Below are 19,173 nucleotides of genomic sequence, written 5' to 3'. Positions count from 1 at the left end.
TCCACTTATTCCGGAAAAAGTCAGAAGCGATATCGCACACCGGCAAACATGGAGCGCGGCAGGCCCGGGCGATAGCTCAGGTCCGAATCGCCTACCTGGTTGGAGGTGTAGGTGGAGTAGCGTTCATCGGTGACATTGGACAGGCGCGCGTACACAGATAGGTCATTGCTGAAATCGTGGGTAGCGCGGAGGTTCAACAGGTCGTGACCTGCGTACTCCTGTGTGTTGGTTTCATCGGTGTAATAACCGCCGGTGTGGGACCACTCCAGCTCTACTCGCAGGCCACTCAGCCACGTCGGGGTATAGGCCAGCGCAAGGTTGCCCAGAGTACGCGGTGCCTTGCCGATGTCGTTGCCGGCAAAATTCAGGTTTTCACTGACCATGCAGAAGCAGGCGAAACTGAACTGGCTGAATACGTAGGAGTAATCCTTGTATTCCTGCTGCATGGCGGCGTAAGACAGGGCCAGCTGCCACTCCTCACCGAGGGGGGCCTGTACACTCAGCTCCACACCCTTGTGACTGGTTTCCCCCGCGTTGGTGGTCTTGCGCGTGTCACCCTCGATATAACTGACAATATCGTTTTCAGTGGTCATGTCGTAAACCGCCAGCTCATAGTTCACGGCCTCGGCAACAACACCGCGCAGACCAATTTCCTGGCTGACACTGGTCACCGGCTCTAGCTCGGTGGTGCCGGTTGAGGAGCCCGGACGGAACAGGGTACCCACCGTGGGCGCGCGGAAGGCGTGGCGATAGCTGGCGTAGAGCTGATGATTGTCGCTCAACTTGTACACGGCCCCCAGTTTTGGGCTCAGGTTGTCGTAGTCGCGACCCTGCGATGCCGGGCGAAAGTGCGAAGGATCCTCGTTGGGGGTATCCAGCCGATCCTCATACTCCACATCAAATACGTCATAGCGCAGTCCCGCAGACAACCTCAATTGCTCTGTGGGCGCATACTCCGCGTGCACATAGGGAGAAACGGAAGTCTGCTCTGCAGCAAAGTTGTAGGTGAACTCGTCGGTGCGGGCATAGTCGCTGTAGATATCGCCCTCACGGGTTACCGTGATGCGCTCTTCGCGGTATTCGGATGGTGTGTAATCCGCATCCATCCCCACAATAACCTCACCGCGATCAAAGTCGCGGCGATACTTGAGCAGCAGGCCGTAGGAACTGAACTCGGTGTCGCGGATATTTGGATCGTAGGTCACCATCCAGCTGGGCATCATTACTGTGCTGTTGTGACGATAGAAGGGAGTTACCGTCACCAAGCTGTATTCATCCGGGGTGTACGCCAGCTCGGAAGAAAGGCGCAGGGCCTCCACCTCGCGGTAACCGATATCGCCGTGGTAGCGGTTCTTCTCTACATCGTTGCGGTAATCGGCTTCTTCTAGACCGGATACGCCGCTCTGGTCGATGGTGGAATAGGACAGCACCGTCTTGCTATCCCAGCCCTCGGCGGATTTGCTGTCGAGCCGACCGCTCATGGAAGTACGGGTGTAGTCCGCCTCCTCGCGGAAGCCATCGCTGGCGGTGCTGTTCAAGTCCAGGCGAAACGCGCTGCTTTCACCAACTTTATTACCACCAGAAATCAACGCCCGCTGCCAACCGTCAGCGCCCAGCTCGCCATTGAGGGAAATCTCGGCTTCTTCGGGCGCGGCCTTGGTAACCGCATTGATTACCCCACCGATGGCATCGCTGCCATACAGTGCCGAAGCCGGCCCCTTGGTGACTTCCAGCTGTGCACTTTGCGGCACATTGATCTCATACAGGCCGTTGTGGTTGAAAAAGCCGGTAGGACGGGTGGGAATACCATCTTCGAGAAACAGATAGACCCCGGCGGTGGAGATGGGTTGGCGAATCGAGGTCATGTGCCCCTCCCCACCCAGGTTATTCACATGCACCCCGGCCACCCGATTCAGGGCATCGGCGGGATGCGCGGGTGCGATGTGCTCCAGCTGCTCCTCGGTCACCACACCCACAGACTCCGCCAGCTCCGAGCGCGCCTTGGCTTCCCGCGTCGCGGTGACTACCACCTGTTCCAGTGCACCGTCTGCCAGAGCGCCCATTTCCGCCTGTGCAGATGGGGTCAACAATGGTGAGAAGTTTACGGCCAGGGCCAGAGGGCAGGCTAAAAAAGCAGCAGGGGCGCGCACGGTGATTTCCTTGTGTAGCGGTATATTTGAATAAGGGAATGCTATCGGAAATCCCCTGTGCGCAACTGCGCCATATTGTCGCAGGGGGTGTGGCGTTGACCGCGTTATCACGAGCCGCTAAGGTTGCCCGCACTTGCAAGTCCTATCAGAGAATTCGCCATGGCCGCAAAAAAGAAAGCCGCTACTTTCGAGAGTGCACTGGAAGAACTGGAACAGCTGGTGGAGCGCCTGGAAAGCGGCGATTTGCCACTGGACGAGGCCCTGGCGGATTTTGAACGCGGGGTGAAGCTCACCCGCGAATGCCAGCAAAAGCTGGCCAGCGCCGAACAGAAGGTCAAAATACTGATGGAAGAGAACGGCCAGGTACAGGAACTGCCGTTTGATGCCGCTGACCAACGCCCCGGAGAGCCGGAATAAGTGAGCAAGTAAGTGAGTAGCCCTGCCCCCATTTCCACTCCGGCGCCGATGCCCGCCAAACTGAAAGCCTTCCTGCAGTCCTCAAGCCTCCAGGTCGAACAGACCCTGAAGACCGCTCTGGCCGATGAGAGCAGGGCCGAAGCCCTGTTCGCCGCCATGCAATACGCGGCCCTGGGCCCCGGTAAGCGCCTGCGCCCTGCGCTGGTTTATGCCTCGGCACTCGCCCTCGGCGGTGAGGCCTGTGCAGCTAACTGCCATGCCGCCGCTGCAGCACTGGAATGCATACACGCCTACTCCCTGGTCCACGACGATCTGCCGGCGATGGACGACGACGCCTTGCGCCGCGGCCGCCCGACCTGCCATATTCAGTTTGACGAGGCCACCGCGATCCTCGCCGGTGATGCCCTGCAGTGCCAGGCTTTCGAGTTGCTCGCCGCTGCCCCGCTGGCGGCGGGTCTCAAAGTGCAACTGATTGCCGAGCTGGCCCAGGCCTCCGGTGCCCGTGGCATGGTGGCCGGCCAGGCCATCGACCTCGCCGCGGTGGACCAATCGCTGACACTGGAGCAGCTCAAGCATATGCACCGCCTTAAGACCGGTGCTCTGATCATTGCCAGTGCCCGCATCGGTGCCTTGATCGGCGGTGCCGACGAGGCGCAACTGATGGCGATCACCCGCTATGCCGAAGCCATTGGCCTGGCATTTCAGGTGCAGGATGACATTCTGGATGTGACCGCGAACACCGAGACGCTGGGGAAAACCCAGGGTGCCGATGCGGCCCGCAACAAACCCACTTATGTTTCCCTGCTGGGACTGGAAGGCGCCAAGGCAAAGGCGAAAGAGTTGCATAGGGAAGCCCATCAGGCTTTGCAGGAACTCTCTCCTCAGGCAGGCAGCCTAAATTTCAGTGTTCTGCAACAACTGGCGGATTACATCGTCAATAGAGACTACTGAGCCTCTTACTAATCTTCTTACAGTCCTCTTAGTCGCCCCCCGGTCGTCGACTCGATTCAACAGACCGGGGGCGGCCTGACCAAAAGAGGCTGGAGGCGCCAACTCCCGTACGATGTGCCGTGACCGATCCTCTCTACCGGTTCGCGGCCAGCCCCCTCTAGATTGCACCATCTACCCTCTCAAACACCCCAGCGCTCGCCCTCGACTGGCGGTAGTGCGCGTGGATGATTTTCACTTAAAACTTGTGAAACATTGCACACTGACCGCACTCCTGAGCAATAAAGCCGGGCTCCAAAACACGAAAACCGTAAGCGACAACCAAAAACATCAACCCTTTTGACACTTGTGCACATTTGACGAGAGTCAAAAACTCTGCAAGATTTAGTAGCCGCCGCAGGTAAGCTAGAGCGCTCCTTAGTGAACAAGTGAAAGAACAAGAAGGACCGGAGCCCTCACCAGCACAGACCTGCGCATATAGATAAGAATAAAAGGTGACGAGTATGAAGCGTAAACAGCGCACAGTAATTGTCCCGATGGTCGTTGTCGCATTGACAATTGGCCTGACAAACGATGTACTAGCTGAATCTCTAACGGCAACGAAGCTGATAGAAGCATGTAAGGCCTACAAAGCCGATCAGGAAAGCGCGCACGCGACCAGCTGCCGCGCGTTTATCCATGGTTATCTGTCTGCGAGCAAAGATATTGTTGCCGCAGAAGAGCGCCCCTCCGAATTTGTGGCCCGGGCCATTAAAACCCGTGCCAGTCGACTTTCCGATGAAGCGGAACAACGCCTCAGCAGCCGTTACTGCCTGCCGTCCAGCGCAAGCCTCGATACTCTAATTACCAAGGTGGCAGAAATACCCCAGCCGTTTGCAGAAGATGCAACGGCAGAATCCGCAATGCTGTCGGTTTTGGAAAATCACTATCGCTGCAAAGATGTACTTAACCCCTGAACCGGTTTCGCTGCCACGCTTCTCAGCCGGCAGCTACCGCAAAGGTATTTATAAAGATCCTGTAATAAATCATTCATGCGTTACACCTTTTGTCTTTTTGCCGTTCTCGCGTTTATCTGGCTTACCAACTCCGGCCTGTACACGCCACTACTACTCTCCTTCGGACTCATCTCCGTTGTTTTCGTGATCCTGATTGCCCGGCGCATGAAAGTCGTGGATGGGGAATCCCTGCCGCTTGAGCTGTGGGCTACCCTACCGGGCTATTACCTGTGGCTGTGGCGAAAAATCGTTGCCAGCAATCTGGAAGTAGTGGCTTGCGTATGGGGAGGTTTGTTTTCACGCAATGAAACGATTTCGCCTTGCAGCGAACGTATTCCCACCAAACTAAATACAGATCTTGGCAAGGTCCTCTATGCCAACTCAATCACCCTGACCCCCGGTACCGTGGCCATCGATGTGGATGACGACTCGGTGCTCATCCACGCCCTGACTCGCAGCGGGCTAGATGAGCTCAAGCAGGGAGACATGGAAAACCAAATCCTCGCACTGACAGAAAAAAATTCAGGTTCAAGCACTACCACAGGGCAGAAGAACGAATGTTGAATGCAACTCTGATTGCCCTGCTCGTGGTGATGTCTCTGGCATTAGTCCGCGCAATCAAGGGCCCGTCTATTCACGACCGCATTCTCGCGGTGAATATGTTTGGAACAAAAACCGTACTGCTGATCGCCGTTATCTGCTTTACCCTCGGCAAGCCAGAGTTTCTGGATATTGCGCTGGTCTATGCACTGATCAACTTTGTTAGTGTGATCGGGGTTCTGCGTTATTTTGAATTTCGCAACAGAAACCAGACCGGTACCCAGAACGCTTCAGAGGAGTTAGCAAGTGATTGATTTGTTACTTGACTATGCAAGCGGCCTGCTACTTTTTCTCGGCTGTTTTTTTATGCTGACTGGCGCTATCGGCCTGCTGCGCTTCCCCGATTTTTATTCGCGCATGCATGCGGCGGGTGTTACCGACACTCTCGCAACCATTCTGATCATCGCTGGCCTGATGCTCACTGCCGGCTGGAGTCTGGCGCTGTTCAAGCTGGCACTGATCATGCTGTTTATTTTCTTCACCAGCCCCACGGCCAGTCATGCGTTGGCGCGCTCCGCTCAGCTCTGCGCTCTGCGCCTGACGCACACTCCTGTGGAGAAACACCCCGCAGAGGAACCCCGCCCGGTAGCACAAGCAAGCGCACCGGTTTCCAAGATGGAAACCGCCGAGGGCACTTAAGATCAATGAAAAAAATACATAAAGCAGCCAGGGGGAAATATTGATGGACCTGTTGCTGGATATCGCATTATTGGCGCTACTACTAGTGACCGCCGTTTCTATTGCCTGGATCAAGGACCTGTTTGCTGCGGCGATGCTCGCGGGCATTTACGGTCTGTTATCTGCGGGCTTCTTCATGACCATGGGTGCGGTGGACGTCGCCTTTACCGAAGCCGCGGTGGGTGCGGGCATATCCCCGCTACTGATTGTACTGACCCTGGCCCTGTGCGGACGCTACCAGCGCGCCGACCGCGACCGCGCACGTCTGGCCGTCGCGCTGGTCGTCACTGTGGGCGCGCTGTTAATTACCGCCACCGTCGACATGCCCTCTTTCGGCGATGCGAATGCGCCGGCACAGGCGCACGTGGCCCCGCACTACATTCAGGGTTCTCAGGAAGAAATTGGTATCCCCAACATCGTGACCTCGGTGCTTGCCAGCTACCGTGGCTTCGATACGTTTGGTGAAGTCGTGGTGATCTTTACCGCCGGGCTCGGAGTGTTGTCACTGCTGATGGGCAGTGCACCCGCGCCACAGCAGGCTCCCGGGCATTCCCTGGTACAACAGCAGTCGCGGGATATCGTGCTGCGCGTGGTGGCCAAGGTACTGATCGCTCCCATCATGCTGTACGCACTCTACGTGCAATTTCATGGTGAATACGGCCCCGGTGGAGGTTTCCAGGCCGGAGTGATCTTCGCCGTCGGCTTTATTCTTTACGGCTTGGTATTTGGACTGGATGCAGTGCGCAAGGTCGCAAGCCACGGACTGGTCCAACTACTGTCGGCAGTTGGTGTTTTGGTGTTCGGCTGTACCGGCTTACTGAGCCTGGCCAACGGCAAAAACTTTCTGGATTACAGCGCGCTGGCAGGCGACGCGGTGACTGGACAACACATCGGTATTATCGCGATCGAGTTGGGCGTCGGTATTACCGTGGCCGCGGTAATGATCATGATTTCCTATTTGTTTACCGCACAGCTGCGCGGTCGCGAAACAGAACTTTCCGCAAAGGGTATCCTGCCAACAACAGGCAACACGCCAGAAGGGCAAGCCAACTCTGCGCTGCCCTCTTTGCAAACTCAGGAACAGGGGGCCGGATAAGGTGTTACTGGCATCGCACTACAACTACTGGATCGTTATCGCACTGATGATGATCGGCCTGTATATGGTCATCGCCCAGGGCAACCTGGTGAAGAAGATCATTGGCCTGAACATTTTCCAGACCTCGGTTTTTATTTTTTACATCAGTGTGGGCAAGGTGGATGGCGGCGGCGCGCCGATTCTGAGTGAAGGCGAAACCCTCTACTCGAACCCGCTGCCCCATGTATTGATTCTCACCGCCATTGTTGTGGGGATTGCTACCACGGCATTGGCGCTGGCGCTCACCATTCGCATCAAGCGCGCCTACGGTTCCATCGAAGAACGGGATATTCAGGCTGCGGAAGCGCTGCAGGAACAGGCCTCGGCCGAAGTCACGTCTCAAGCTCCAGCCGGTAAGGAGAAGTAAGCCATGCTGGCACATCTTCCTATTTTGCAGGTAATCCTGCCGCTGATGGCGGCACCGTCCTGCCTGTTGATTCGCAAGGCCACACTGGTGTGGCTGTTTACCCTGGCCGTCAGTATTGCGGCACTGGTGGTAAGCGTGTTGCTGCTGCAACAGGTGTATGCCACTGGCCCGATCACCTACGAACTGGGTGGCTGGAAAGCCCCGTGGGGTATCGAATACCGTATTGACCTGCTGAATGCCTGGGTGTTGTTTATTGTCACCGCACTCAGTAGTGTGGTGTTGAGTGCAGCCCATACCAGTGTGCAAAAGGAACTGGAACCCACAAAGCAAACCGTCTTTTACGCACTGTACCTGCTGTGTTTTGCCGGTCTGCTCGGTATTGTGGCTACGGGCGATGCATTTAACGTATTCGTTTTCTTGGAAATTTCTTCCCTGTCTACGTATGCATTAATCGCGTTGGGCAAAGACCGGCGCGCGTTGTGGGCGGCATTCCAATACCTGATCATGGGGACCATCGGGGCCACCTTTATCCTGATCGGTATTGGCTTCCTGTACATGATGACCGGCACCCTGAATATGGCGGACCTGGCTGCGCGTATTCCGCCACTCAGTGAATCCACCACGGTGCTCGCCGCCTTTGCGTTTATTTTTGTGGGTATCTGCCTGAAGCTGGCGCTGTTCCCGCTGCACCTGTGGCTGCCGAACGCCTACAGCTGTGCGCCTTCTATCGTTACCGCATTTCTCGCCGCAACCGCCACCAAGGTCGCGCTCTATCTGTTACTGCGCTTTACCTTTACCGTATTCGGGGTCGACTTTTCGCTGTCGCACCTGCCACTGGATTCAGTGCTGATTGGGCTCGGTCTGGTGGGGGTATTTGCCGCATCCATCGTCGCTATCTATCAGGCCAATATCAAACGTATGCTGGCGTTTTCCAGCGTGGCGCAGATCGGCTACATGGTTGTAGGTATCGGTATTGGCACAGCAACAGCGCTGCAGGCCACGCTGTTGCACCTGTTTAACCACGCGTTGATGAAAGGCGGCCTGTTCCTGGCCCTGGCGGGGCTGGTTTATCAAATCGGCGGCTGCCGCATCGAACACTTCCGCGGTCTCGGACGCACCATGCCCTGGACCATGGCCGCCATCGTGGTCGGTGGTATCAGCCTGATCGGCATGCCACTGACCGTCGGTTTTGTCAGTAAGTGGTACCTGATTGCCGCAGCCATCGAACAGCAATTCTGGGGGGTAGCGGTACTCGTAATACTCGGCTCGCTCCTGGCGGTGGCCTATATCTGGAAGCTGGTAGAAGCGGCCTATTTTCAGGCCCCGCAAACTGACACCGGTGCGGCTGCAAAACGGGAAGCACCGCTGGGTATTCTGCTTCCTGCCTGGCTGTTAATTGCGGCAAATATCTATTTCGGCATCGACACCCGCCTGCCGGTTGAAGTGAGTGCTGCAGCCTCGCAATTCCTGCTGGGAGGTAGCGCGCAATGAGTACATCCAACCTTCTGCAATTGACCCTGCTCATCCCGGTACTGGCATTGGTGGGTATTCAACTCACCGCCCGCTGGGAAAATGTGCGCGAAGCGATTTCATTAATTGCCGCAAGCACCCTGTTTTTCACCGTCACCCAGCTGTATCAGCCGATGCTCGACGGCCAGGTGATTGGGGCCTACTGGCTGGATATTCTGCCCGGACTGGCACTGTCTTTCCGCGTAGAGCCTCTTGGCCTGATGTTCGCACTGGTGGCGAGTTTCCTGTGGATCATCACCACCCTCTATGCCATCGGTTATATGCGTGGGCACGGCGAAAAAAATCAGGCACGTTTTTTTGGCCTGTTTGCGGTTTCCATCGGCGCGGTGATGGGTATCGCCTTCGCGGAAAACCTGTTCACCCTGTTTATTTTCTACGAAGTATTGACCCTGTGTACCTATCCGCTGGTCACCCATGCGGGTACCGACAAGGCTCGTGCCGGGGGACGTGTTTATCTGGGTATTCTGCTGGGTACCTCGGTTGGTTTCTTCCTGCTGGCCATCATCACTACCTGGCTGCTGGCTGGCACGCTTTCGTTTAAAGAAGGCGGCATTTTCTCACCGGGTACTTCGCTTACACTGCTGTCTGTGCTGTTGGGGCTATTTGTCTTTGGCGTCGGCAAGGCGGCCATCATGCCTTTCCACCGCTGGCTCCCCGCGGCCATGGTGGCGCCGACACCGGTAAGTGCGCTGTTGCACGCAGTGGCCGTGGTGAAAGCTGGTGTGTTTGTGCTGCTGAAAATCTGCCTGCTGATTTTTGGGCTCGATACACTGCAGGCAATACCGGCCACCGAGTGGCTGCTGTATCTAGCCGGCATTTCCATCCTGCTCGCGTCCATCATTGCCCTGCGCCAGCAAAACCTGAAAAAGCGCCTGGCCTATTCCACCGTTAGCCAGCTGGGTTACATCACTCTGGGCGCCCTGCTCGCCACCAGTGCGGGTATGACCGGCAGTGCACTGCATATCGTGATGCACGCCTTTGGCAAGATCACTCTGTTCTTCTGCGCGGGCGCCATCCTGGTGGCCGCACACAAAACCGAAGTACACCAGCTGCGCGGACTGGGTCGGCAGATGCCGGTAACCATGACCGCGTTCTTGGTAGCCAGCCTGTGCATTATCGGAATCCCGCCCACCGGCGGTACCTGGAGCAAGTGGTATCTGATGCTGGGTACTTTTGAAGCGCAGCAATGGATTTTGATGGGTCTACTGATGATCAGCTCGCTGCTCAGCATCGCCTATCTGTTACCAATCCCGCTGCGCGCATTTTTCTCCCGTAGTGAACAGGACGCAGACGTCACTGGTGGTCCTGACGCAACTGCAACGAGCGTCATCAAGGAGGCCCCTTTGCCCTCCCTGATCGCCCTCGGTATCACTGCGACGGGCTGTATTTACTTGCTGCTGTTCCCCGATGCGTTCTATCAGCTAATCAAAGCCGGAATCTGATATGAGTGGTGAAAAACAGGATTTCTTCGACAATCCAAACAACATCCGCAATATGCTGCGGGTGTTCTACGTTATCTGTGCCCTACTGTTTGCGGCGGATTTTGTCGTGCATCGTCACACAGAGTTCCGCTTTGAGGGCCTCCCCGGCTTCTATCCCATCTACGGTTTTGTGGGCTGTGTGATTCTGGTATTTGCAGCAAAATGGATGCGTACCTTCCTGATGCGCCCGGAAGACTATTACGACAAGCGGGAGCTGACCGACTTCAACAGCGATGACGGTGATACGCCATCACATGAAGACAGCAACACCCCTGTGAGCGGAGGGCATCAGCGTGTTTGAAATTGCCCCGTTTATTCCGTTCTTTATCGCTGCTGCGCTCGGGCTGTTTCTGCGCGGTTGGATGCGGGCACTGCTGTTTATTGCGGTTCCTGTACTTGGCCTCGCCAATTTGTGGCTGCTGGGCGCCGGCGGAGCAGGTATTGAATTTGGCCACTACGCCATCCTCGATTTCAATTTACTGCTGTTTAAAGCCGATAAGCTGAGCCTGCTGTTTGGTTACCTGTTCCATATTGCCGCACTCATCTCGGTAATCTATGCCCTACATATACGCGACACCCTGCAACAGGTGGCCAGCATGCTCTATGCGGGCAGTGCCCTCGGGGCGGTGTTTGCCGGCGACCTGCTGACCTTGTTTATTTTCTGGGAACTGCTGGCGCTGACCTCGGTATTCCTGGTGTGGGCGCGCCGCAGTGGCCGCGCCTATGTGGCGGGGCTGCGCTACTTCACCCTGCACATCCTTTCCGGGTTGCTGCTACTCGGCGGAATCATCTTTTACGGCCAGACTCACGGCACCCTCGAATTTGGCCAGATCGGGCTCGATGGCAGCGCCTACAGCTGGATGATCTTCCTCGCGTTCGGCATCAAGTGCGCCTTCCCGTTTTTCCACAACTGGCTTACCGACGCCTACCCGGAATCGACCCCCACCGGTACCGTGTTCCTGAGCGCGTTCACCACCAAGGTGGCGGTGTATGCACTGGCACGGGCCTACCCCGGCACCGAGTTACTGGTTTACATCGGCGCTACCATGGCCTGCTTCCCAATTTTCTATGCGGTGATCGAAAACGACCTGCGCCGGGTACTGGCCTACAGCCTGATTAACCAGCTGGGCTTTATGGTAGTGGGCATTGGTATCGGCACCTCACTCGCCATCAATGGCGCCGTGGCCCACGCGTTTAATGACGTGATCTTCAAGGGACTGCTGTTTATGTCCATGGGCGCGGTGCTGCATGTCACCGGCAAGATCAACGGCTCGGAACTGGGCGGCCTCTACAAGAAGATGCCCAAAACCACGGTGCTGTGCATCATCGGTGCTGCCTCCATCTCCGCCTTCCCCCTGTTCAGCGGTTTCGTCAGTAAATCCATGGTGATGAGTGCGGCAATCAAGAACGGCTACGACTGGGTTTGGCTTATCCTGCTGTTCGCATCCGCGGGCGTGTTCCACCACGCGGGCATCAAGATCCCCTACTTCGCCTTCTTCGCTCACGACGCCAAGCTGCCGGCGCGCGAGCCTCCGGTGAATATGTTGATTGCCATGAGTATCGCGGCGGCGCTGTGCCTGATCATCGGTATTTACCCACAGGCGCTATATAACCTGCTGCCTTACGAGATTTCGTACACCCCTTACGATGTCACCCACGTGCTGACCCAGCTGCAGCTGCTGTTCTTCTCCGCACTCGCGTTCGTATGGCTGAACCTGCGCCACCTGTATCCGCCGGAGCTGCCATCGGTGAACCTGGATGTGGAGTGGGTTTACCGCCGGCTGGTACCGGATGCCATGCGCGGCCTGTTCAACTGCCTATTCGCTCTGGACAACCGCCTGCGCAATGCCGCGGTTGGCGGTGTGGCACGACTGGTGGAAGGGGTAGCCAGCCACCACCGCGCCGATGGCATCATGGCCCGCAACTGGCTTACCGGCAGCATGGTGGCCGGTGTGGTGCTGTTGCTGGGTATCTACCTGGTACTGGGATGGATGTAAGGCGCTACAGGGGTCTTGAGGGCTCTGTGGAATTGTGAAGTGACGATTGACCGGGGAGCCGTGCGCCGCGCAGGATGCAATCTCCCCGCGAGGGGCATACAATTCCCTTCTTATATCAGTTGCAATTGATACCTTAGGCCGCCGTTTCGTCTTCACGGAAGCATGCGGCGCCTGGGGCTGCCCGATTCAGGACCCTTGATGTTCGACGAGATCCCCCGCCAACGCCCGCAGACTCCGCTGCTCGACCAGATTGACGAGCCAGCCCAGCTGCGCGCCCTGTCGGAAAAACAGCTGCCAGAACTGGCAACGGAATTACGTGAATACCTACTCTACTGTGTAGGCCAGACTGGCGGCCACTTTGGTGCCGGTCTCGGCGTGGTCGAGCTCACCATCGCCCTGCACTACATCTACAACACCCCGGAAGACCGGGTGGTGTGGGATGTGGGCCATCAGACTTATCCACACAAGATTCTCACCGGCCGCCGTGAGCAGATGCTCAGCATGCGTCAGCAGGGCGGCCTGTCCGGCTTCCCCAAGCGCAGCGAAAGCCCCTACGACACCTTCGGTGTCGGGCACTCCAGTACCTCCATCAGTGCCGCACTGGGTATGGCGCTGGGCTCCCCGGATGAGCGCAAGGTTGTCGCCGTGATTGGCGATGGCGCCATGACCGCGGGTATGGCATTTGAAGCGCTGAACCACGCCGCACACACCGGCAAAGACATGCTTGTGGTGCTGAATGACAACCGCATGTCGATCTCCAAGAACGTGGGCGGTCTCGCCACCTACTTCGCGCGTATTCTCGCCAGCAAGACGTACCTGAACATGCGCGAGGGCAGCCGCAAGATCCTGTCTGCTATCCCCAAGGCATGGCAGCTGGCACGCCGTACCGAAGAACACGTAAAGGGCATGATTACGCCCGGCACGCTGTTTGAGGAGCTGGGCTTTAACTATGTGGGCCCGCTGGACGGCCACAACATGCAGGACCTAGTGCACACCCTGCGTAACCTGCGCAATCAACCAGGGCCGCAACTGCTGCACGTAGTCACTACCAAGGGCAAGGGCTTTGGCCCCGCGGAAGAAGACCCGGTGGGTTACCACGCGCTGAACAAGCTCGAACCGGAGCCCAAGGTGCAGGTAGCGGTGTCGCCCGAAGCGGCCGCAACCGCCAAGAAGAAAGGTCCCAAGTACCAGGATATCTTCGGCCAGTGGCTGTGTGATATGGCCGAGCAGGACGACAAGCTGGTGGGTATCACCCCCGCTATGTGTGAAGGCTCCGGCATGGTGGAATTTGCCGAGCGCTTCCCTGAGCGCTACCACGATGTTGCCATTGCCGAGCAACACGCTGTCACCCTGGCCGCCGGTCTCGCCTGTGAAGAGCAGAAGCCGGTGGTGGCGATCTACTCGACCTTCCTGCAGCGCGGTTACGACCAAATGGTGCACGACGTGGCGATCCAGGACCTGGACGTGACCTTTGCCATCGATCGCGCCGGCCTCGTCGGTGAAGACGGCCCGACCCATGCGGGTAGCTTTGACCTAACCTTTATGCGCTGCCTGCCAAATCTGGTCATCGCAGCGCCGTCTGACGAGAATGAGTGCCGCCAGCTGCTCTACACCGCCTATCAGCACAATGGCCCATCCGCCGTGCGCTACCCGCGCGGTACCGGCCCCGGCATCGAGATCGAAAAAGACATGACCGCTCTGCCTGTTGGCAAAGGGCGCGTTGTTCAGGAAGGCAGCAATGTAGCGATCCTGAGTTTCGGTACGTTGTTGGCGCCGGCCCGTGAAGCGGCAGAAAAACTCGGTGCGACTCTGGTAGATATGCGCTGGGTAAAACCGCTGGACGAAGAGTTGATCGACCGGCTGGCGGACAGCCACGATTTGCTGGTCACGCTGGAAGAAAACACCATCGCTGGCGGTGCCGGCAGTGCAGTATCGGAATACCTGAATCAACGCATCATCCCGGTACCGCTTCTGCAGCTGGGCTTGCCCGATAAAATTATTGAGCACGGCAAGCACCCGAAACTGCTCAAAGAAATTGGCCTCGACGCCAAAGGTATCGAAGAACAAATTCGCGAACGCCAGAACCAGATGCATCAGGCGCAGTCAAACGGCCAGGCTGCTGCGATTTAAAAGTTACAACAACATTGACCGCTAACGAAGCAGAGAACTTTAAAACGAAGGCTGAGGGTCGGGTGCGGATTTTCAGGATCGTCGCAAACAGGATGTTTGCGCCGAAGCGCCCAGGGATGGGTTTACAGCGGTCCTGAAAATCCGCACCCGATTCTCGGCCGCCACTACGCGTCAAACAAAGCTCCAATTAAGAGCTCCGAACATGACCGCAGTGGCGCCGGGCCACAGAGCAACTCTTTTCGGAACCGCTGTACATACATCCCTGTAAGCTGCGTCGGCGACGTCCCTGTCGCCGACGCTTCCGAAAAGAGTTGCTCTGCACCCCGCCTTAACTTCTTATATTTTCGCGCTGTAGCTACCGCGCGGAACACATCAAAGACAATAAGAGACAGGCAGTACAATGTCCTTACGCCAAGCATTCAAAAATATCTTAAAGCCTAAGTTCGTAACACTATCGGCCGCCATAATACTTGCCAGTGCAAACTCACAGGCTATGGAGCAACGTGACTTCGACAAAGCCATGAAGGCGCTGCCGAAAACTGGTGCCAGTGAAAAGTTGAGCGCCCTGCAGGATCTTCGCTACCGCTGGATCATGGAAAGCTATCCAGAAAATGCCACCTACCAAGGCTACCCCGGCGTAGAGCGTGACTGGACCGATCAATCCCTGAAGAGTATCGAGCGCCGCAAAGACCAGACACGCAAACTGCTCGCCACCAGTCGCCAGCTAAACGAAGACAAGCTCAGCGATAGCGAACGGCTCGATTACCAGCTGCTGTACCAAGACCTGTTGTTGGATGTACGCGGCTACCAGTTTCCCGAGCACCTGCTACCTATCAACCACATGAGCGGCATCCAGCGCAGTGTGCCGGCAGTCTTGAACGCGATGCCCAAGCGCACCGCTGCGGACTATGAAGATATACTCGCGCGCCTCGACAAACTGCCGGGCTTGATCGAGCAGACCAAGATTCTGATGGAGCTTGGGCTTGAGCAGAAACTGACACCGCCACAAATCACCCTGCGTGACCTGCCCGGCCAGATTCGCGCACTGATTCCGCAAGACCCGGCACAGAGCCCACTGCTCAAGGCATTTAATAACATTCCTGCGAGCATTGCCGAGGCGCGCAAGAATAGACTGCGTGCACGGGCACATAATATTTACCGCAAGTCACTGGTGCCAAACTGGCAGCGCCTCGCCGAATTTGTGGAGCGGGAATACATCCCGCAGGCGAGCACCGAAACCGCGTTCACCAAAAACGCCGACGGTATCCGCTGGTATGCGCACAAGGTGCGCAAGCAGACCACCACGGACCTGAGCCCGGAAGAGATTCACCAGATCGGCCTCGAAGAGGTGCGCCGTATTCGCGCACAGATGGATGCGATTATTGAAAAGACCGGCTTCGACGGCGACTTCAAAGCGTTCACCGATTTCCTGCGCAACGACCCGCAGTTTTATCACCAGAGTCGTGAAGACCTGCTGAAGCAGTACCGGGATATTGCCAAGCGTATTGATGGCGAAATTCCCGCGCTGTTCCGCACGCTGCCAAGATTGCCCTACGGTATCAAGCGAATCCCCGAGTACTCGGAGAAATCCCAGACCACCGCTTACTACCAGCCGGGGTCGATGGAAACCGGGCGTGCCGGGGTGTTCTTTGCCAATACCTACAACTTGAAAAGCCGTCCCATCTGGGAAATGGAAGCCCTGACCGTGCACGAAGCCGTCCCCGGGCATCATCTGCAAATTGCACTGGCCCAGGAGCAGCAGGATATTCACCCACTGCGTCGCACCAAGATGTACACCGGTTACGTGGAAGGCTGGGGACTCTACTCCGAAAGCCTCGGCTATGATCTGGGCCTGTACCAGGACCCTTACAGCGAGTTTGGTGCACTGACCTACGATATGTGGCGCGCGGTGCGCTTGGTGGTGGATACCGGTATGCATCAGCTGGGCTGGAGCCGTGACGAAGCCATTCGCTATTTCATGAATAACAGCGCCAAGCCGGAGCATGATGTGGTAGTGGAAATCGACCGCTACCTGGTGTGGCCGGGCCAGGCACTGGCCTACAAGGTTGGACAGCTGAAGATTCTGGAAATCCGCGCCCGCTCGGAAGAAGCCCTCGGCAATAACTTTGATATTCGGTATTTCCACGACGCGTTGTTGGGCGCCGGTGCATTGCCGCTCAATTTACTTGAGGCGCGCATGAACCGCTGGATCGAATCTCAAGGGGGCAGCCTGAGTCGGACCGCCCCTGCAGATGATTCGGCGGGGCAGGCAGCACTTAACTAATTTCTCAGACAAAAAAGGGCCGCAAACGCGGCCCTTTTTAATGGCGGTCAAAATTGAGTGCCAAATCACGTGCGGTTTTTATTAGCCCGTGCATGGTTTTGCACCGAACGGTACAGCTGACTCAACGAGCGGTCTGAGGCACGCGACTCCGCCAGTGTTTTGCTGTTGCGCGCCACTTCCCTTTCCAGTTTGCGCCAGTTGTGCAGGCGACGCTCATCCAGCTCACCGGCCTCGATTGCCGCTTGCACAGCACAGCCGGGCTCTGACTCGTGGACACAATCCGCGAAACGACACTTCTCCGACAACGCCGAGATGTCCGCAAAAGTTGCCTCCAACCCCTCACGAATATCCGCGAGCGCCAGCTCCCGCATACCCGGACTATCTAGAATCAGACCTCCATCCACAATCGGATAAAGCGCACGATGACGGGTGGTATGGCGCCCCTTGCTGTCGTCTTCACGAATACCGCCGGTTGCGGCTAATTCGGTTCCCGCAAGGCTATTCAGCAAGGTGGACTTACCCACACCGGACGAGCCAAGCAACGCCAGTGTTTCGCCACTGCGGCAATAATCCCGCAATGGCGCTACGCTTTCTGTGTCAAGGGCATTCACCAATACGACTGGCAGATCGCGGTGCCCCTTGAGCGCATCGTGAAACGGCGCATGATTCTCGTCCAGGTCAGCCTTGGTCAATACCAGACAGGCGCGACAACCCGCTTCCTTCACCAGTGCCAGATAGCGCTCCACCCGCGACAGGTTGAAGTCCTGGTTACAGGAGGAAACGATCAGCACGTTATCCACATTGGCGGCGATCAGCTGAACCTGCTTGGCACCCGGTGCCATGCGCTTGAACAGACTGCTGCGCTCCAGCCGGCGTACAGGCTTGCGGCTCTCGCGTGCCAGCAGCAGCCAGTCGCCCACGGTAGGGCGCTCTGCGGCATCCTCGAACAGGGCGCCACTGACCAATACGCTCTCCTCTCCCGACTCGCCGGATACTTCGATCTGGCTGCGGTGCACCGCCATGACCTTTACCGGCTGGCAGTCGTTTAACTCATCCAGACTCAGCTGTTGCTGAAAAAATGGTTTCCAGCCGAGTTGCTTGAGTGGAGATACGCTATTCAAAGGTGTTTTTGCGCCCGCTGCGGAGGCGCCACGTCGAAAAGTTGGGCGACGTGAAATCAGGGATTTACTCAATGTCCTAAACCCTCAGGGGTGCCCGCCACATGACTTTTCCTCACTTTGGGAAAGGCTGCGGGCACGGATGATTTGGCCACAGAACACAATGTCTGGGCACGATCAGTTGGGGTTTCGATGGAATAGACGAAACCCGGCAATAGGACTTGCCGGGCAGAGAGACTGAAAACGGAAACGTCAGTCGCAGCTGGCCCGGCGGAAACTGGATACACTCATGAACCATTCTCCACTGGTGAAATTTCGTACAACTTAACAGCCTTGCAGCGCGACTGCAATAACCGCGGATAAACAGGCCCGTTTACGCGCCAAAATTGTAACGTTGGCGGCAGAAATATTTTCCTAGGGACAGAACGAACGAAAGCCGGCAAAAGCCGGCTTTCTATATCCTAGCGCTGACGGTACATCACCTTTCTCGACCTTCAGCGATCAGATAACTACGAGTATAGACACCACTGGCGATTCCGCAGTCCTAAAGTACTTCGCTTGCTCTTCCTGAGCTTTTTGCAGAATCAGTATCTTGCTCGCCTATAGATTGGCGTTTTCCCGTTTCCTTTACATGACGCTTTTATGAAAGGTTTGTGACAACGAAAACCGCTCGCAGTCAGCTACTTCCATCGGCAGGTCAGCGAGAGCAATCACTTGTCAGGGTTTTCATCGCCGTCGAACAGGTGCCCCAGCTTGCCTTTCTTGGTAGAAAGGTAATTAAGGTTGTGCGGATTGCGACCGGACTGATGGGGCAGTCGCTCGGCCACTTGTACACCGAGATCCTGCAGTGCTTTTACTTTGCGCGGGTTGTTTGTCATCAGGCGAATCGACTTGATACCCAGGTGATCGATCATCGGTTTCAGGATCGAGTAATCCCGTATATCTGCGCCGAAGCCAAGCTGTTCATTCGCCTCTACGGTATCGGCGCCCGCGTCCTGCAGGTGGTACGCGCGGATCTTATTCAACAGACCGATGCCGCGCCCTTCCTGACGCAAGTAAAACACCGCACCGCGGCCCTCGGTGGCAATGCGATGCAATGCATATTGCAACTGCGCGCCGCAGTCACAGCGCAGGGAGAACAGCGCATCCCCAGTCAGGCACTCGGAGTGGATACGAGCCAGCACCGGCGCATCTGTGTCGAGATCTCCCATGCTCAGAACAACGTGTTCCTTGCCGTTCTCCACTTCCTCGAAACCGTGCATCTCAAACATGCCCCAAGACGTTGGCAGTTTGGAAGATTCCACATAGCGAATGGTCAAGCTGATACCTCGCGATCCATCAAA

General features: G+C 56.9%; 17 protein-coding genes. 14 read left to right on the top strand and 3 right to left on the bottom strand.

What is annotated here, in order from left to right:
• Nucleotides 1-20 precede the first annotated feature (20 nt).
• Nucleotides 21-2,150, bottom strand: coding sequence for a TonB-dependent receptor (locus Mag101_RS03110; protein WP_077400658.1), 2,130 nt, complete (start codon nucleotides 2,148-2,150; stop codon nucleotides 21-23).
• Between the two features lie 159 nt (nucleotides 2,151-2,309).
• Between Mag101_RS03110 and xseB the strand changes: the two genes are divergently transcribed.
• The 14 genes from xseB to Mag101_RS03040 all read left to right on the top strand — a co-directional run bounded on the left by xseB (nucleotide 2,310) and on the right by Mag101_RS03040 (nucleotide 16,712).
• Nucleotides 2,310-2,567 (top strand): exodeoxyribonuclease VII small subunit, encoded by a 258-nt coding sequence (gene xseB, locus Mag101_RS03105; protein WP_010131684.1) that lies wholly within the window; start codon nucleotides 2,310-2,312, stop codon nucleotides 2,565-2,567.
• 48 nt (nucleotides 2,568-2,615) lie between these two features.
• On the top strand, nucleotides 2,616-3,518 hold the full coding sequence (ispA, locus tag Mag101_RS03100) for a (2E,6E)-farnesyl diphosphate synthase (RefSeq protein ID WP_077400655.1): 903 nt from the start codon (nucleotides 2,616-2,618) through the stop codon (nucleotides 3,516-3,518).
• Nucleotides 3,519-4,018: 500 nt separating this feature from the next.
• Nucleotides 4,019-4,471 carry a Rap1a/Tai family immunity protein gene (locus tag Mag101_RS03095; protein ID WP_077400652.1) on the top strand — a complete coding sequence of 151 codons (453 nt, stop codon included), beginning with the start codon at nucleotides 4,019-4,021 and terminating at the stop codon, nucleotides 4,469-4,471.
• 75 nt (nucleotides 4,472-4,546) lie between these two features.
• Nucleotides 4,547-5,074, top strand: a complete 528-nt coding sequence (locus Mag101_RS03090) for a Na+/H+ antiporter subunit E (RefSeq protein WP_077400649.1) — start codon at nucleotides 4,547-4,549, stop codon at nucleotides 5,072-5,074.
• Nucleotides 5,068-5,364, top strand: a complete 297-nt coding sequence (locus Mag101_RS03085; protein WP_077400646.1) for a monovalent cation/H+ antiporter complex subunit F — start codon at nucleotides 5,068-5,070, stop codon at nucleotides 5,362-5,364. The genes Mag101_RS03090 and Mag101_RS03085 overlap by 7 nt, the downstream gene beginning before the upstream one ends.
• Nucleotides 5,357-5,749: a monovalent cation/H(+) antiporter subunit G gene (gene mnhG, locus Mag101_RS03080; RefSeq protein WP_232325116.1), complete on the top strand. Its 393-nt coding sequence runs from the start codon at nucleotides 5,357-5,359 to the stop codon at nucleotides 5,747-5,749. Before Mag101_RS03085 ends, mnhG begins: the two co-directional genes overlap by 8 nt.
• Before the next feature lie 43 nt (nucleotides 5,750-5,792).
• On the top strand, nucleotides 5,793-6,884 hold the full coding sequence (locus tag Mag101_RS03075; RefSeq protein ID WP_077400643.1) for a DUF4040 domain-containing protein: 1,092 nt from the start codon (nucleotides 5,793-5,795) through the stop codon (nucleotides 6,882-6,884).
• Between the two features lies 1 nt (nucleotide 6,885).
• Complete coding sequence (locus tag Mag101_RS03070; protein WP_077400640.1) at nucleotides 6,886-7,290, top strand: cation:proton antiporter subunit C; 405 nt, start codon at nucleotides 6,886-6,888, stop codon at nucleotides 7,288-7,290.
• Nucleotides 7,291-7,293: 3 nt separating this feature from the next.
• Nucleotides 7,294-8,781 carry a monovalent cation/H+ antiporter subunit D family protein gene (locus Mag101_RS03065; protein ID WP_077400636.1) on the top strand — a complete coding sequence of 496 codons (1,488 nt, stop codon included), beginning with the start codon at nucleotides 7,294-7,296 and terminating at the stop codon, nucleotides 8,779-8,781.
• On the top strand, nucleotides 8,778-10,262 hold the full coding sequence (locus Mag101_RS03060) for a proton-conducting transporter membrane subunit (RefSeq protein ID WP_077400633.1): 1,485 nt from the start codon (nucleotides 8,778-8,780) through the stop codon (nucleotides 10,260-10,262). Before Mag101_RS03065 ends, Mag101_RS03060 begins: the two co-directional genes overlap by 4 nt.
• A gap of 1 nt (nucleotide 10,263) precedes the next feature.
• A complete protein-coding gene (locus tag Mag101_RS03055; protein WP_077400630.1) occupies nucleotides 10,264-10,602 on the top strand; it encodes a hypothetical protein in 339 nt (112 codons plus the stop codon).
• The gene (locus Mag101_RS03050) at nucleotides 10,595-12,298 is read left to right on the top strand and encodes a Na(+)/H(+) antiporter subunit D (RefSeq protein WP_198040072.1); all 1,704 of its coding nucleotides are present in this window, start codon (nucleotides 10,595-10,597) and stop codon (nucleotides 12,296-12,298) included. The genes Mag101_RS03055 and Mag101_RS03050 overlap by 8 nt, the downstream gene beginning before the upstream one ends.
• A gap of 198 nt (nucleotides 12,299-12,496) precedes the next feature.
• Complete coding sequence (dxs, locus tag Mag101_RS03045; protein WP_077408009.1) at nucleotides 12,497-14,428, top strand: 1-deoxy-D-xylulose-5-phosphate synthase; 1,932 nt, start codon at nucleotides 12,497-12,499, stop codon at nucleotides 14,426-14,428.
• A gap of 493 nt (nucleotides 14,429-14,921) precedes the next feature.
• The gene (locus tag Mag101_RS03040; protein WP_077400624.1) at nucleotides 14,922-16,712 is read left to right on the top strand and encodes a DUF885 domain-containing protein; all 1,791 of its coding nucleotides are present in this window, start codon (nucleotides 14,922-14,924) and stop codon (nucleotides 16,710-16,712) included.
• 65 nt (nucleotides 16,713-16,777) lie between these two features.
• Here the strand turns inward: Mag101_RS03040 and rsgA are convergent, their stop codons facing one another.
• Nucleotides 16,778-17,833 (bottom strand): ribosome small subunit-dependent GTPase A, encoded by a 1,056-nt coding sequence (gene rsgA / locus Mag101_RS03035; protein WP_232325115.1) that lies wholly within the window; start codon nucleotides 17,831-17,833, stop codon nucleotides 16,778-16,780.
• A 707-nt stretch (nucleotides 17,834-18,540) separates the two neighbouring features.
• Nucleotides 18,541-19,149 (bottom strand): GTP cyclohydrolase II, encoded by a 609-nt coding sequence (gene ribA, locus Mag101_RS03030; protein WP_077408007.1) that lies wholly within the window; start codon nucleotides 19,147-19,149, stop codon nucleotides 18,541-18,543.
• Nucleotides 19,150-19,173: the final 24 nt, after the last annotated feature.

It is taken from the genome of Microbulbifer agarilyticus, from assembly GCF_001999945.1.
GTDB lineage: Bacteria > Pseudomonadota > Gammaproteobacteria > Pseudomonadales > Cellvibrionaceae > Microbulbifer > Microbulbifer agarilyticus_A.
This window is presented reverse-complemented; position numbering and strand designations above follow the sequence as displayed.

What these genes read in the sequence shown, in the direction of transcription:
- xseB (WP_010131684.1), top strand. Translation starts at nt 2,310, where the DNA reads ATGGCCGCAAAAAAGAAAGCCGCTACTTTCGAGAGTGCACTGGAAGAA.
- Mag101_RS03060 (WP_077400633.1), top strand. Translation starts at nt 8,778, where the DNA reads ATGAGTACATCCAACCTTCTGCAATTGACCCTGCTCATCCCGGTACTG.
- Mag101_RS03085 (WP_077400646.1), top strand. Translation starts at nt 5,068, where the DNA reads ATGTTGAATGCAACTCTGATTGCCCTGCTCGTGGTGATGTCTCTGGCA.
- Mag101_RS03095 (WP_077400652.1), top strand. Translation starts at nt 4,019, where the DNA reads ATGAAGCGTAAACAGCGCACAGTAATTGTCCCGATGGTCGTTGTCGCA.
- Mag101_RS03040 (WP_077400624.1), top strand. Translation starts at nt 14,922, where the DNA reads ATGGAGCAACGTGACTTCGACAAAGCCATGAAGGCGCTGCCGAAAACT.
- Mag101_RS03090 (WP_077400649.1), top strand. Translation starts at nt 4,547, where the DNA reads ATGCGTTACACCTTTTGTCTTTTTGCCGTTCTCGCGTTTATCTGGCTT.
- Mag101_RS03065 (WP_077400636.1), top strand. Translation starts at nt 7,294, where the DNA reads ATGCTGGCACATCTTCCTATTTTGCAGGTAATCCTGCCGCTGATGGCG.
- ispA (WP_077400655.1), top strand. Translation starts at nt 2,616, where the DNA reads ATGCCCGCCAAACTGAAAGCCTTCCTGCAGTCCTCAAGCCTCCAGGTC.
- Mag101_RS03055 (WP_077400630.1), top strand. Translation starts at nt 10,264, where the DNA reads ATGAGTGGTGAAAAACAGGATTTCTTCGACAATCCAAACAACATCCGC.
- dxs (WP_077408009.1), top strand. Translation starts at nt 12,497, where the DNA reads ATGTTCGACGAGATCCCCCGCCAACGCCCGCAGACTCCGCTGCTCGAC.
- Mag101_RS03075 (WP_077400643.1), top strand. Translation starts at nt 5,793, where the DNA reads ATGGACCTGTTGCTGGATATCGCATTATTGGCGCTACTACTAGTGACC.